This is a genomic window from Streptomyces fractus (genome assembly GCF_049844455.1).
Taxonomy (GTDB): domain Bacteria; phylum Actinomycetota; class Actinomycetes; order Streptomycetales; family Streptomycetaceae; genus Streptomyces; species Streptomyces fractus.
The window spans coordinates 6,793,540-6,807,743 of the sequence record NZ_JBMYHI010000002.1 but is presented as its reverse complement, the minus strand read 5'-3'; the positions used below and the strand labels follow the sequence as shown (position 1 = coordinate 6,807,743).

10 protein-coding genes are annotated in these 14,204 nt (G+C 70.9%); 4 read left to right on the top strand and 6 right to left on the bottom strand.

Annotated elements, in window-relative coordinates; genetic code table 11:
• Nucleotides 1–125: 125 nt before the first annotated feature.
• Genes ACP4E5_RS32770 through ACP4E5_RS32755 form a run of 4 tightly spaced genes read right to left on the bottom strand, consistent with a single transcriptional unit; the run spans nucleotide 126 to nucleotide 3,832 of the window.
• Entirely contained in the window at nucleotides 126–1,283 is a 1,158-nt protein-coding gene (locus ACP4E5_RS32770; protein WP_425835060.1) for an acetyl-CoA C-acetyltransferase, read from the bottom strand.
• A gap of 22 nt (nucleotides 1,284–1,305) precedes the next feature.
• The gene (locus ACP4E5_RS32765) at nucleotides 1,306–1,899 is read right to left on the bottom strand and encodes a TetR/AcrR family transcriptional regulator (RefSeq protein WP_425835058.1); all 594 of its coding nucleotides are present in this window, start codon (nucleotides 1,897–1,899) and stop codon (nucleotides 1,306–1,308) included.
• A complete protein-coding gene (locus tag ACP4E5_RS32760) occupies nucleotides 1,896–2,693 on the bottom strand; it encodes an SDR family oxidoreductase (protein WP_425835056.1) in 798 nt (265 codons plus the stop codon). The genes ACP4E5_RS32765 and ACP4E5_RS32760 overlap by 4 nt, the downstream gene beginning before the upstream one ends.
• Nucleotides 2,690–3,832, bottom strand: a complete 1,143-nt coding sequence (locus tag ACP4E5_RS32755; protein ID WP_425835054.1) for an acyl-CoA dehydrogenase family protein — start codon at nucleotides 3,830–3,832, stop codon at nucleotides 2,690–2,692. The genes ACP4E5_RS32760 and ACP4E5_RS32755 overlap by 4 nt, the downstream gene beginning before the upstream one ends.
• Nucleotides 3,833–3,879: 47 nt before the next feature.
• On the opposite strand from ACP4E5_RS32755, the gene ACP4E5_RS32750 reads away from it, so the two are divergent.
• From ACP4E5_RS32750 to ACP4E5_RS32735, 4 genes are all read left to right on the top strand, one after another.
• Nucleotides 3,880–4,773, top strand: coding sequence for an enoyl-CoA hydratase (locus ACP4E5_RS32750; RefSeq protein ID WP_425835052.1), 894 nt, complete (start codon nucleotides 3,880–3,882; stop codon nucleotides 4,771–4,773).
• Nucleotides 4,770–5,909, top strand: a complete 1,140-nt coding sequence (locus ACP4E5_RS32745) for an acyl-CoA dehydrogenase family protein (RefSeq protein WP_425835050.1) — start codon at nucleotides 4,770–4,772, stop codon at nucleotides 5,907–5,909. The genes ACP4E5_RS32750 and ACP4E5_RS32745 overlap by 4 nt, the downstream gene beginning before the upstream one ends.
• Complete coding sequence (locus ACP4E5_RS32740) at nucleotides 5,909–6,892, top strand: acyl-CoA dehydrogenase family protein (protein WP_425835048.1); 984 nt, start codon at nucleotides 5,909–5,911, stop codon at nucleotides 6,890–6,892. The genes ACP4E5_RS32745 and ACP4E5_RS32740 overlap by 1 nt, the downstream gene beginning before the upstream one ends.
• 62 nt (nucleotides 6,893–6,954) lie before the next feature.
• On the top strand, nucleotides 6,955–7,860 hold the full coding sequence (locus ACP4E5_RS32735; RefSeq protein WP_425835046.1) for a chitosanase: 906 nt from the start codon (nucleotides 6,955–6,957) through the stop codon (nucleotides 7,858–7,860).
• 99 nt (nucleotides 7,861–7,959) lie between these two features.
• On the opposite strand, the gene ACP4E5_RS32730 is transcribed toward ACP4E5_RS32735, so the two are convergent.
• Together ACP4E5_RS32730 and gltB are read right to left on the bottom strand one after the other, a co-directional pair.
• Nucleotides 7,960–9,423: a glutamate synthase subunit beta gene (locus tag ACP4E5_RS32730; protein WP_425835044.1), complete on the bottom strand. Its 1,464-nt coding sequence runs from the start codon at nucleotides 9,421–9,423 to the stop codon at nucleotides 7,960–7,962.
• Nucleotides 9,416–14,023 carry a glutamate synthase large subunit gene (gene gltB / locus ACP4E5_RS32725; RefSeq protein WP_425835042.1) on the bottom strand — a complete coding sequence of 1,536 codons (4,608 nt, stop codon included), beginning with the start codon at nucleotides 14,021–14,023 and terminating at the stop codon, nucleotides 9,416–9,418. Before gltB ends, ACP4E5_RS32730 begins: the two co-directional genes overlap by 8 nt.
• Nucleotides 14,024–14,204 lie beyond the last annotated feature (181 nt).

Sequence of the window (14,204 nt, the reverse complement as noted above, 5' to 3'; positions counted from 1 at the left end):
TCGGAAGGAACAGGAGTACGGGTCATGCCCTCACCCTGTCCGCGCCTCACCCGGCACTCCACCACCGGTTCCCGCTCACCGGGAGACGACTCCCCTGGCGGCTCTGGCGGCTTCCCTGGACATACTCAGAGGCGCTCGATGATCGTGACGTTGGCCTGGCCGCCGCCCTCGCACATCGTCTGGAGGCCGAACCGGCCGCCGGTGCGCTCCAGTTCGTGCAGCAGGGTCGTCATCAGCTTGCTGCCGGTGGCGCCCAGGGGGTGGCCGAGGGCGATCGCGCCGCCGTTGACGTTGACCTTCTCGGGGTCGGTGCCGGTCTCCTTGAGCCAGGCGAGGACGACGGGGGCGAACGCCTCGTTGATCTCGACGAGGTCGATGTCGTCCATGGTGAGGCCGGTCTTCTTCAGCGCGTACGCGGTCGCCGGGATGGGCGCGGACAGCATCCGGATGGGGTCCTCGCCGCGTACGGAGAGGTGGTGGATGCGGGCCCGGGGCGTCAACCCGTGTTCCCGTACGGCCTGTTCGGAGGCGAGCAGCAGGGCCGCCGCCCCGTCGGAGACCTGCGAGGAGCAGGCGGCGGTGATGGTGCCGCCGTCGACGACCGGCTTCAGGCCCGCCATCTTCTCCAGGGTCGTGTCCCGGCGCGGTCCCTCGTCGGCGGTGACGTCCCCGTAGGCGACGGACTCCTTCGCGAACCGGCCCTCGTCGATCGCGCGCAGCGCCCGCTGGTGGGAGCGCAGGGCCCACTCCTCCTGGTCCTGGCGCGTGATGCCCCACTTCTCGGCGATGAGTTCGGCGCCGTGGAACTGGTTGACGGGCTGGTCGCCGTAGCGGGCGCGCCAGCCCTCGCTGCCCAGGAACGGGCCCTCGGTGAGGCCGAGCGGTTCGGCGGCCTGCCGGGACGCGAAGGCGATCGGGATCATCGACATGTTCTGCGTGCCGCCCGCGACGACGAGGTCCTGCGTGCCGGAGAGCACGCCCTGCGCCGCGAAGTGGATGGCCTGCTGGGACGAGCCGCACTGCCGGTCGACGGTGACCCCCGGCACCTCCTCGGGAAGCCCCGCGGCGAGCCAGCAGGTGCGGGCGATGTCGCCGGCCTGCGGGCCGACGGTGTCGAGGCAGCCGAAGACGACGTCCTCGACGGCGGCCGGGTCGACCCCGGTCCGCGCGACGAGCTCCTTCAGGACGTGGGCTCCCAGGTCGGCGGGGTGGACGGCGCTGAGCCCGCCCTTGCGCCGCCCGACGGGCGTACGGACCGCATCGACGATGTAGGCCTCGGCCATGACGCATCAACTCCAGTCTGTTCTAGGGATGGTGGGTCTTGCCAATCCCGTCGAGCACCATCGCGAGGTACTCGCGGGCGATCTCCTCGGGGCTGTGTCTGCCGCCCGGCCGGTACCAGGACGCGGCGACCCACACGGTGTCGCGCACGAACCGGTAGGTGAGCCGGATGTCGAGGTCGGCGCGGAACGCCCCGGCCGCCACCCCTTCCTGGAGGGTGGTCAACCAGGTCTGCTCGAACTTGCGCTGCGACGCGGCGAGGAACGCGAACCGCTCCCTGGCCGCGAGCGCCTTCGACTCCTTCTGGTAGATGGCGACGGCGGGCCCGTGCCGGTCGATCTCCCGGAACGACTCGGTGACCAGGGCCCGCATCGTCTCGCGCGGGGCGTGTCCGGCGGCGAGCACGGTGTCGTAGCGGCCCCACAGTTCGTCGAGGAAGCCGCGCAGGATCTCCTCGACGATCGAGTCCTTGGAGTCGAAGTGGTAATAGAGGCTGCCCGCGAGCATCCCCGCGGCGTCGGCGATCCGGCGCACGGTGGTGGCGTCGTAGCCCCGCGCCGCGAACACCTCGGCCGCCGTGGCGAGGAGTTCCCGGCGCCGCTCGGGCGAGGGGCTCATGCGCGCTGGCTGCTGACGGAGACGGTTTCGCCGGTCATGTACGAGGAGTAGCCGGAGGCGAGGAAGACCATCACGTTGGCCACCTCCCAGGGTTCCGCGTACCGGCCGAAGGCCTCCTTCTCGGTCAGCTCGGCGAGCAGTTCCTGCGAGGTGACCTTCACGAGGTGCGGGTGCATGGCGAGGCTGGGCGCCACCGCGTTGACCCGCACCCCGTACTCGGCGGCCTCGATCGCGGCGGTCCGGGTCAGGGCCATCACGCCGGCCTTCGCGGCGGCGTAGTGCGCCTGCCCGGCCTGGGCGCGCCAGCCGATGACGGACGCGTTGTTGACGATCACGCCGTCGCGGCCGGTGCCGCGGAAGGCGCGCAGGGCGGCCCGTACACAACGGAACGTCCCGTTCAAGGTGACGTCCAGGACCTTCGTCCACTGCTCGTCGCTCATGTCGACGAGTGCCGAAGTGCCACCGAGGCCCGCGTTGTTGACGACTATGTCGAGTCCGCCGTGCCGCTCGGCGGTGTGCGCGAAGAGTGCCTGCACCTGCTCCTCGTCGGTCACGTCGCAGGCGAGCGCGGAGACCCGGTCCGCCCCGAACTCGGCGGCGAGTGCCGCTTCGCTCTCCTTCAGGCGGCGCGCGTGCGCGTCGCTGATGACGACGCGGGCGCCCTCTTCCAGGAAGCGGCGCGCGGTGGCGCCGCCGATCCCGGCACCCGCGGCCGCGGTGATGACGGCGCTCCGCCCGTCGAGCAGGTGGTGGCCGGGGACGTAGCCGGGAGCCGTGGAAGCCACCGAACTCATACGCGCACCTCTTTCGGCAGGCCGAGCAGCCGCTCGGCGATGATGTTGCGCTGGATCTCGTCCGACCCGGCGTAGATGGTGTCGGCGCGGGAGAAGAGGAAGAGCCGCTGCCACTGGTCGAGTTCGTACGGCTCGCCCTCGGCGACGGTGGAGGCCGCCCCGCACACGTCCATGGCGAGCTCGCCGAGGCCGCGGTGCCAGGCGGCCCAGTACAGCTTGGCGACGGAGGGGTCGACGCCGCGCCGCGCGTTGCCGGCCATCGCCTGAAGTCCCGTCCAGGCGCGGGCGAGCCGGTCGTGGAGGAGGGGGTCGTCGAGCGCGCCGGTCCTCCCGGCGAGCGCGATCAGCTCCTGCAACTCCCGGCGGAATCCGATCTGCTGGCCGACCGTGGAGATGCCGCGCTCGAACCCGAGGGTGGCCATGGCGACGCGCCAGCCGTCCCCCACGTCGCCGACGACGTACGAGGCCGGGGTGCGGGCGCCGTCGAAGAACACCTCGTTGAACTCGCTGGTGCCGGTGAGCTGCACGATGGGCCGGACCTCGACGCCCGGCTGATCCAGGGGCACGAGCAGATACGACAGTCCGGCGTGGCGGCGCGAGCCGGGCCCGGTGCGGGCGAGCACGAAGCACCACTGCGCCTCGTGCGCGAGCGACGTCCAGGTCTTCTGCCCGTCGACGATCCACTCCGTGCCGTCGTCACCGAGCCGCGCGCGGGTGCGGACGCCCGCGAGGTCGGAGCCCGCGCCGGGCTCGCTGTACCCCTGGCACCACAGCTCCTCTACGCGCCGGATCGGCTCCAGGAAGCGGGACTTGTGCTCTTCGGTGCCGAACCCGATGAGCGTCGGGCCGAGCAGCTGCTCCCCTATGTGATTGACGCGGGCGGGCGCGTCCGCCAGCGCGTACTCCTCGTGGAGGGCGATCTGCGCTTCGAGGCTCGCGCCCCGCCCTCCGTGCTCCTCGGGCCAGCCGACGCACGTCCAGCCGTGGGCCGCCATGTGCCGCTCCCAGGCCAGGCGCTCGGCGAACGCCTCGTGCTCGCGGCCGGGCCCGCCCGCGCCCCGCAACTCGGCGTAGTCACCGGAGAGTTCCTGCTCCAGCCAGTCACGGAAACCGGCCCGGAAGTCCTCGACGCTGTCCATGCTCATAAGCTAACCTACCAAACACTTGTTAGGGAAGGATGTTTCCGATGCCAGCACCGCAGTCCGCCGAGGCGGGCCCCGACACCGGCCCCGACACCGGTCCCTCCACACCCGTCCTGTACGAGGTCAGGGGCCGGGTCGCCCACGTGACGATGAACCGGCCGAAATACCGCAACGCGCAGAACTCGGCGATGACGTACGCCCTGGACGCGGCCTTCTACCGGGCCGCCGAGGACGAGGCGGTGAAGGTGGTCGTCCTCGCGGGCGCGGGTGAGCACTTCTCGGCGGGGCACGACATCGGGACGCCGGAGCGGGACGCGCATCTGCCGTTCGAGCGGCGGGCCGGGCTGTGGTGGGACCACTCGGACAAGCGGGGCGCCGAGTCGCGGTTCGCCCGCGAGTCGGAGGTGTACCTGGGCATGTGCAGGCGCTGGCGCGAGCTGCCGAAGCCGGTGATCGCCTCGGTGCAAGGGGCGTGCGTGGCGGGCGGGTTGATGCTGGCGTGGGTGTGCGACCTGATCGTGGCGAGCGAGGACGCGTTCTTCGCCGACCCCGTCGTCCGGATGGGGATTCCGGGCGTCGAGTACTTCGCGCACCCGTGGGTGATGCCGCCGCGGATCGCCAAGGAGTTCCTGTTCACGGGCGAGCGGATGAGCGCACGCAGGGCGCACGAGGTGGGGATGGTCAACCGGGTGGTGCCCCGGGACGAACTGGCCGCCGCCACACACGATCTGGCGGACCGGGTCGGTGAGATGCCGCGGCTCGGGCTCTCGCTCACCAAGCGCGCGGTGAACCAGGCGGAGGACCTCCAGGGGATGCACGCGGGCATGGACTCCGTCTTCGGCCTGCACCACCTGGCCCACGCGCACAACGCGGAGACGGCGGCGGACTCTCTGGGCGGCATGGACGTCCACGCGATGAAGGAGGCGGGCGCCCGATGAACCTGGAGTTCACCCCGGATCAGGACGCGTTCCGCGAGGAGGCGCGGGCGTGGCTCGCCGAGCACGTACCGGCCGAGCCGCTGCCCTCCCTGGAGACCGAGGAGGGCTTCGCCGCGCACCGCGCGTGGGAGGCCGAGATGTCCGCGGACCGCTGGTCGGTCGTCTCGTGGCCCGAGGAGTTCGGGGGCCGCGGCGTCGACATCTTCAAGTGGCTGATCTTCGAGGAGGAGTACTACGCGGCGGGGGCGCCGGGCCGCGTCTCGCAGAACGGCATCAACCTCCTCGCGCCGACGCTCTTCGACCACGCGACGGACGAGCAGCGGGCGCGCGTGCTGCCTTCGATGGCGAGCGGCGAGACGATCTGGGCGCAGGCCTGGTCGGAGCCGGAGGCCGGTTCGGATCTGGCGGCGCTGCGCTCGCGTGCGGTGCGCACGGACGGCGGGTGGCTGCTGCGCGGCCAGAAGACGTGGTCGTCGCGGGCGGCGTTCGCGGACCGGGCGTTCGGCATCTTCCGTACGGACCCGGAGGCGGCCAAGCCCCATCAGGGGCTGACGTACCTGATGTTCGACCTGCGCGCGCCGGGCGTCACGGTCCGGCCGATCGGCCGCATCGACGGCAAGCCGGCCTTCGCCGAGCTGTTCCTGGACGACGTGTTCGTGCCGGACGAGGACGTGATCGGGGAGGTCGGCAAGGGCTGGCGCATCGCGATGTCCACGACGGGGAACGAGCGGGGCCTCATGCTCCGCTCCCCCGGCCGCTTCCTCGCCTCGGCGGACCGGCTGCTCGGGCTGTGGCGGGAGCGCGGCGCGGACCCGGCGCTGCGGGACCGGGTGGCGGACGCGGTGGTCGGGGCGCGCGCGTACCAGCTGTTCACGTACGGCAACGCGTCGCGGTTCGCGGCCGGTGAGCAGATAGGGGCGGAGTCGAGCCTGAACAAGGTGTTCTGGTCGGAGTACGACATCGCGCTGCACGAGACGGCACTGGAACTGCTGGGCGCGGACGGCGAGTTGACGGAGGGCGAGTGGGCGGAGGGCTACACCTTCTCCCTCGCCGGGCCGATCTACGCGGGTACGAACGAGATCCAGCGCGACATCATCGCCGAGCGGCTGCTCGGCCTGCCGAAGGGACGCCGCTGATGAGGTTCCTCCTGGACGCGGAGCAGGCCGAGTTCGGCCGCACGCTCGACCGGATGCTCACGGCGGCGGACACCCCGTCGGCGATACGGGCGTGGGCGGACGGCGCCCCGGGACCCGGGCGGGCGCTGTGGGGGCGGCTCGCGGAGGCGGGAGTGTTCGCCCTCGCGGTGCCGGAGGCGTACGAGGGGCTGGGTCCGCTGCCCGTGGAACTGGCCGTCGCCTACGTCGAGTTGGGACGCCACGCGGTGCCGGGGCCGGTCGTCGAGACGGCGGCGGTGGCGACGCTGCTGAACGGGACGGAGGCCGCGAAGGAGTGGCTGCCCCGGATCGCGGCGGGAGACGTGCTGGTCACGTTGGACTCCGGGCCCTACGCACTGGACGCGGACTCGGCGGACGCCGTGTTCGTGCTGGACGGCGACGCGGTGCGGCTCGCGGCGGGGCACGGCCCGCTGCGGGAGTCGGCGGACCCTGCACGTCGGCTGTTCGCACCGGACGACGGCGGCGAGGTCGTGGCGCGGGGCGCACGCGTACGGGAAGCGGCGGACATGGCGTCGTTCCTGACGGCGGCGCAGTCGCTCGGCGTGGGCCTGGAACTGCTGCGCCGCACGGTCGACTACGTGAAGCAGCGCGAGCAGTTCGGAGTTCCGGTCGGCTCGTTCCAGGCGGTGAAACACCGGCTCGCGGACGCGCTGGTGGGCCTGGAATTCGCCCGCCCCCTGCTCTTCGGGGCGGCGCTCACAATGACCTCGTCCGACATCGCGGCGGCGAAACTCGCGGCGGGCGAGGCGGCCTACGCGGCGGCCCGCGCGGCCCTCCAACTCCACGGCGCGGTGGGCTACACGGAGGAGTTGGACCTGTCCCTGTGGCTCCGCAAGGCCCGCCCACTGCGCGACGCGTGGGGTTCACCGGCGGAGTGCCGGGAGCAGGTGACCACATCAAGCCCCGGCGACGGGTGGGCACTATCAAGCCCCGCCGGCGATTGAGGCGCGGGGGCCGGGGCGGAGCCCCGAGGCCGCAACGCCGGTGCCGGGCTAACCTGTCCCGCATGAAACGCGCGGGCTGTCTGGTCCTCTCCTTCCTCGCCGTGGCCCCCGCGGCCACCGCCGCCGTCTACCTCCTTTCGCCGGACGACTCGCAGGAAGCGAAAGGCCCTCGCCCCACCGCCTCCGCCCCGGCCCGCCCCGGCAACCAGCCGGAGGCGGAACGCAAGGCCGACGACAAAGTGATCGCCGGCCTGCCGCCCGGCCTCGCCGCCCCGCGGAAGAAGGACCTGGCGCAGCAGATCGTCGCCAGCGCCGAGAACTCGACGCTCAACTGGCGTGGCCAGTACGGCTACATCGAGGACATCGACGACGGCCAGGGCTACACCGCGGGCATCATCGGCTTCTGCACCGGCACCCACGACCTGCTGACCCTGGTCGAGCGCTACACGAAGGCCCACCCGGACAACGGCCTGGCCCGCTACCTCCCCGCCCTGCGCGAGGTCGACGGCACGGACTCCCACAAGGGCCTCGACCCCGGCTTCACCGCGGCGTGGAAGCAGGAGGCCACGCACCAGGCCTTCCAGGACGCGCAGGAGCAGGAGCGCGACCGCGGCTACTTCGACCCGGCGGTCCGCCTCGCCAAGCTCGACGGCCTGGGCACACTCGGCCAGTTCATCTACTACGACGCGATGGTCCTGCACGGCCCCGGCACCGGACCGCACGGTTTCTACGGACTGCGCGAGGCCGCCCTCAAGGAGGCCGACACCCCGTCCCAGGGCGGCCGCGAGAAGCAGTACCTCGACATCTTCCTGGACCTGCGCCGCAAGGCCATGAAGGCCAAGAACCCCGACCGCGACACGACCCGTATCGACACGGCGCAGCGCCAGTTCCTCTACGACGGCAACCTGTCCCTGAAGACACCGCTGACGTGGAAGGTGTACGGGGAGACCTTCCACATCGCGGGCTGAACGCACCGCGACGCCCGCCCAGCGTCCGGTCGGGGACTGTAGGGCGAGCGTCGCGCTCAGTTCCGTACGCCGTTGTACGGGACGTCTATTGACGGAGTGTCACACGGCGAGCGCGCGGTCCGTCGGGCGGATCGGAGCGTGCAGCTCCGACGCCCCGGTCAGGAAGCGGTCCACGCCGCGGGCGGCCGAGCGGCCCTCCGCGATGGCCCACACGATGAGGGACTGGCCGCGGCCCGCGTCACCGGCGACGAAGACGCCGGGAACGTTCGTCTGGAACTCGTCGTCGCGGGCGACGTTGCCGCGCGCGTCGAGGTCCAGGCCGAACTGCGAGACCAGGCCGTTCTCCTGGTCCGTGCCCGTGAAGCCCATCGCGAGGGTGACCAGCTGCGCCGGGATCTTCCGCTCGGTGCCGGGCTTGTTGACGAGCTTGCCGTCGACGAACTCGACCTCGGAGAGGTGCAGCCACTGGACGTTGCCGTCCTCGTCGCCCTCGAAGTGGGTGGTGCCCGCGGAGTAGATGCGCTCGCCGCCCTCCTCGTGCGCGGAGGTGACCTTGTAGAGCATCGGGAACGTCGGCCACGGCTGCGTGGTCGTGTTCCGCTCGTCGTTCGGGCGCGGCATGATCTCCAGCTGCGTCACCGAGGCGGCGCCCTGGCGGTGGGCGGTGCCCACGCAGTCGGCGCCGGTGTCACCGCCGCCGATCACGACGACGTGCTTGCCCTCGGCGGTGATGGGCGGCTGGACGTAGTCGCCCTCCTGCACCTTGTTGGAGAGGGGCAGGTACTCCATCGCGAAGTGGATGCCGTTCAACTCGCGGCCGGGGACCGGGAGATCACGGGACACGGTGGCGCCGGCGGCCACGACCACGGCGTCGTAGCGCTTGCGCAGACCCGCGGCGTCGATGTCGCGGCCGACCTCGACACCGGTGCGGAACTTGGTGCCCTCCGCGCGCATCTGCTCGATGCGGCGGTTGATGTGGCGCTTCTCCATCTTGAACTCGGGGATGCCGTAGCGGAGCAGGCCGCCGATGCGGTCGGCGCGCTCGTAGACGGCGACCGTGTGACCGGCCCGCGTCAGCTGCTGGGCGGCGGCGAGACCCGCCGGGCCCGAGCCGATGACGGCGACGGTCTTGCCCGACAGGCGCTCGGGGATCTGCGGGGCGACGTCGCCCCGGTCCCACGCCTGGTCGATGATCGAGACCTCGACGTTCTTGATGGTGACGGCCGGCTGGTTGATGCCGAGCACGCACGCCGACTCACAGGGGGCCGGGCAGAGACGACCGGTGAACTCCGGGAAGTTGTTGGTCGCGTGCAGGCGCTCCTGCGCGGCCGACCAGTCCTCCCGGTACGCGTAGTCGTTCCACTCGGGGATCAGGTTCCCCAGCGGGCAGCCGTTGTGGCAGAACGGGATGCCGCAGTCCATGCAGCGGGACGCCTGCTTGCTGATGATGGGCAGCAGGGAACCGGGAACGTAGACCTCGTTCCAGTCCTTGACACGCTCCTCGACCGGGCGGGTCTCGGCGACCTCGCGCCCGTGGTTGAGAAAGCCCTTGGGATCAGCCATTGGTCGCCGCCTCCATCATCTTCTCGGTGGTCTCGGTCTCGGAGAGACCGGCTCGCTCGGCGGCGTCCTTGGCGGCGAGCACTGCCTGGTACGTGCTGGGAATGATCTTTCCGAAGCGCTCCACGGCGGTGGACCACTCGGCGAGCAGCTTCTCGGCGACCGTCGAACCGGTCTCCTCCGCGTGGCGGCGCACCACGTCGTGCAGCCACTCCTTGTCGGTGTCGTCGAGCGGACCGACCGCCGGCTGGAGCGCGGCGTTCACGTTGTCGATGTCCAGGTCGATGACGTAGGCGATGCCGCCCGACATGCCGGCCGCGAAGTTGCGGCCCGTCTCGCCGAGGATCACCGCGTGGCCGCCGGTCATGTACTCGCAGCCGTGGTCGCCCACGCCCTCCGAGACGACCGTGGCACCGGAGTTGCGGACGCAGAAGCGCTCGCCGGTGCGGCCGCGCAGGAACAGCTCGCCGCCCGTCGCGCCGTACGCGATGGTGTTGCCGGCGATCGTCGAGTACTCGGCGAGGTGGTCGGCGCCACGGTCCGGGCGGACGATGATCCGGCCGCCGGAGAGGCCCTTGCCGACGTAGTCGTTGGCGTCGCCCTCCAGGCGCAGCGTCACACCGCGCGGCACGAACGCGCCGAAGGACTGGCCCGCGGAGCCCGTGAAGGTGATGTCGATGGTGTCGTCGGGCAGGCCCGCGCCACCGAACTTCTTCGTCACCTCGTGGCCGAGCATGGTGCCGACCGTGCGGTTGATGTTGCGGATGGCGACCTGGGCGCGGACCGGCTGGGCGTCCGTCTGGTCGTTCGCGGCGAGGGCGTCGGCGGCGAGCTTGATCAGCTCGTTGTCGAGCGCCTTCTCCAGGCCGTGGTCCTGCTCGACGATCCGGTGACGGACGGCGCCCGCGGGCAGGTCCGGCACGTGGAACAGCGGCTCGAGGTCGAGGCCCTGCGCCTTCCAGTGGTTCACGGCCCGCTCGGTGTCGAGGAGTTCGGCGTGGCCGACGGCCTCCTCGATGGAGCGGAAGCCCATCTCGGCGAGCAGCTCGCGGACCTCTTCGGCGATGAACTTGAAGAAGTTGACGATGTACTCGGCCTTGCCGGAGAAGCGCTCGCGCAGCGTCGGGTTCTGCGTGGCGATGCCGACCGGGCAGGTGTCCAGGTGGCAGACGCGCATCATGACGCAGCCGGAGACGACGAGCGGCGCGGTCGCGAAACCGAACTCCTCGGCGCCGAGCAGCGCGGCGATCAGCACGTCGCGGCCGGTCTTCAGCTGGCCGTCGGTCTGCACGACGATGCGGTCGCGCAGGCCGTTGAGCAGCAGCGTCTGCTGGGTCTCGGCGAGGCCGAGCTCCCAGGGGCCACCGGCGTGCTTGAGCGAGGTGAGCGGCGAGGCGCCCGTGCCGCCGTCGTGACCCGAGATCAGGACGACGTCCGCGTGCGCCTTGGACACACCGGCCGCGACCGTACCCACGCCGACCTCGGAGACCAGCTTCACGTGGATGCGGGCCTGCGGGTTGGCGTTCTTGAGGTCGTGGATCAGCTGAGCCAGGTCCTCGATGGAGTAGATGTCGTGGTGCGGCGGCGGGGAGATGAGGCCCACGCCCGGCGTCGAGTGACGCGTCTTGGCGACCCACGGGTAGACCTTGTGGCCGGGCAGCTGGCCGCCCTCACCGGGCTTGGCGCCCTGGGCCATCTTGATCTGGATGTCGTCGGAGTTGACGAGGTATTCACTCGTCACACCGAAGCGGCCGGACGCGACCTGCTTGATGCTGGACCGGCGCGCCGGGTCGTACAGACGGTCCGCGTCCTCGCCGCCCTCACCGGTGTTGGACTTGCCGCCCAGCTGGTTCATGGCGATGGCGAGGGTCTCGTGGGCCTCGCGCGAGATGGAGCCGTACGACATGGCGCCGGTCGAGAAGCGCTTGACGATCTCGGAGGCCGGCTCGACCTCGTCGATGGAGATCGGCTCGCGGCCCTCGGACTTGAAGTTGAACAGGCCGCGCAGCGTCATGAGGCGCTCGGACTGCTCGTTCACACGGTCCGTGTACTTCTTGAAGATGTCGTAGCTGCCCGAGCGCGTGGCGTGCTGCAGGCGGAAGACGGTCTCCGGGTCGAACAGGTGCGGCTCGCCCTCGCGGCGCCACTGGTACTCGCCGCCGATGTCGAGCGCGCGGTGCGCGGGCGCGATGCCGGAGGCGGGGTACGCCTTTGCGTGCCGGGCGGCGACCTCCTGGGCGATGACGCCGAGGTCGGCGCCGCCGATCTTGGTGGTGGTGCCGTTGAAGTACTTCTCGACGAAGGCCTCGTCGAGGCCGACGGCCTCGAAGACCTGGGCGCCGCGGTAGGAGGCGACGGTCGAGATGCCCATCTTGGACATGACCTTGAGGACGCCCTTGCCGAGCGCGTAGATCAGGTTCCTGATCGCGTCCTCGGCCGAACCGACCTCGTCGGCCTTGAGGAACGTGCCGGCGCGGACCAGGTCCTCGACCGACTCCATGGCGAGGTACGGGTTGACGGCCGCGGCACCGAAGCCGATGAGCAGGGCGACGTGGTGGACCTCGCGCACGTCACCGGCCTCGACGAGGAGGCCCACCTGGGTGCGCTTCTTCGTGCGGATGAGGTGGTGGTGGACGGCCGCGGTGAGCAGCAGCGAGGGGATCGGCGCGTGCTCGGCGTCCGAGTGCCGGTCGGAGAGCACGATCAGGCGGGCGCCGGCCTCGAGGGCGGCGTCGGCCTCGGCGCAGATCTCGTCGATCCGGGCGGCGAGCGAGTCGCCGCCACCGTTCACCCGGTACAGGCCGGACAGGGTCACGGCCTTCATGCCGGGCATGTCGCCGTCGGCGTTGATGTGGATGAGCTTCGCGAGCTCGTCGTTGTCGATCACCGGGAAGGGCAGGGTGACCGCTCGGCACGTGGCGGCCGTGGGCTCCAGGAGGTTGCTGCCGGGGCCCAGCGGGGAGCGCAGCGAGGTGACGAGCTCCTCGCGGATGGCGTCCAACGGCGGGTTGGTGACCTGCGCGAACAGCTGCGTGAAGTAGTCGAAGAGCAGCCGCGGGCGGGCGGAGAGCGCCGCGATCGGGGTGTCCGTGCCCATCGAGCCGATCGGCTCGGCGCCGGTCTTGGCCATCGGCGCGACGAGGATGCGCAGCTCCTCCTCGGTGTAGCCGAAGGTCTGCTGGCGGCGCGTGACGGAGGCGTGCGTGTGCACGATGTGCTCGCGCTCGGGGAGGTCGGAGAGCTCGATCTCGCCGGCCTCGAGCCACTCCTCGTAGGGGTGCTCGGAGGCGAGAGCGGTCTTGATCTCGTCGTCCTCGATGATGCGGTGCTCGGCGGTGTCCACGAGGAACATCCGGCCGGGCTGCAGGCGGCCCTTCTTGACGACCTTGGCGGGGTCGATGTCGAGGACGCCGACCTCGGAGCCGAGGACGACGAGGCCGTCGTCGGTGACCCAGTAGCGGCCGGGACGCAGACCGTTGCGGTCGAGAACGGCGCCGACCTGGGTGCCGTCGGTGAAGGTGACGCAGGCCGGGCCGTCCCAGGGCTCCATGAGGTTGGAGTGGTACTGGTAGAAGGCGCGGCGGGCCGGGTCCATGGAGGCGTGGTTCTCCCAGGCCTCCGGGATCATCATCAGGACGCTGTGCGGCAGCGAACGGCCACCGAGGTGCAGCAGCTCAAGGACCTCGTCGAAGGAGGCGGAGTCGGAGGCGTCCGGCGTACAGACCGGGAAGATCCGCTCCAGGTTCTCCGAGCCCCCGAAGAGGTCGGAGGCCAGCTGCGACTCGCGGGCGACCATCCAGTTGCGGTTGCCCTTGACGGTGTTGATCTCACCGTTGTGCGCGACGAACCGGTACGGGTGCGCGAGCGGCCACGACGGGAACGTGTTGGTGGAGAACCTGGAGTGCACGAGCGCGATCGCGGAGGCGAAGCGGCGGTCGGACAGGTCCGGGAAGAAGGGCTCCAGCTGGCCGGTGGTCAGCATGCCCTTGTAGACGATCGTGCGCGCGGAGAGCGACGGGAAGTACACGTCGGCCTCGCGCTCGGCGCGCTTGCGCAGCACGAACGCCTTGCGGTCGAGCGCGATGTCCTTCGAGGTGCCGTCCGCGACGAAGACCTGGCGGAACACCGGCATCGTCGAGCGGGCGGTGGCGCCCAGCAGCTGCGGGGCGACCGGGACCTCGCGCCAGCCGAGGACGTTCAGGTCCTCTTCGGCGGCGATCGTCTCGATCCGTGAGACGAACTCCTCGGTGCCCTGTTCGGGCAGGAAGGCGATACCGACAGCGTACGAACCGGCCTCGGGGAGGTCGAAGTCGACCGCCTCGCGCAGGAAGGCGTCCGGAACCTGGGACAGGATGCCCGCGCCGTCGCCCGAGTCGGGCTCGGAGCCGGTGGCACCGCGGTGTTCCAGATTTCGCAGAACGGTCAGCGCCTGCTCGACCAGCGTGTGGCTCGCCTCGCCGGTGAGGGTGGCCACGAACCCGACGCCACAGGCGTCGTGCTCATTTCGCGGGTCGTACATGCCCTGGGCAGCAGGGCGAGCATCCATGTGCGCCCAAGCCTGAGCGCTGTTGGAATGCTGGGACGGCTGGCGCGAGGTACGCATCGGCTCTCCCGTCGTCGTCGTGGCAAGGTACGTGCCGAGGGACGACGTTGGCCCTCTGCGGAGAAGTGCAGCTCAAAAAATTTCGTGCAGATTACATGATGGGTCGGTTCTCGAGAACCGGATACTGCGTTCCAACATGCGGACACCGCGGGTGGCGGCGGAAGAGGCCTCGCCGGGCAGA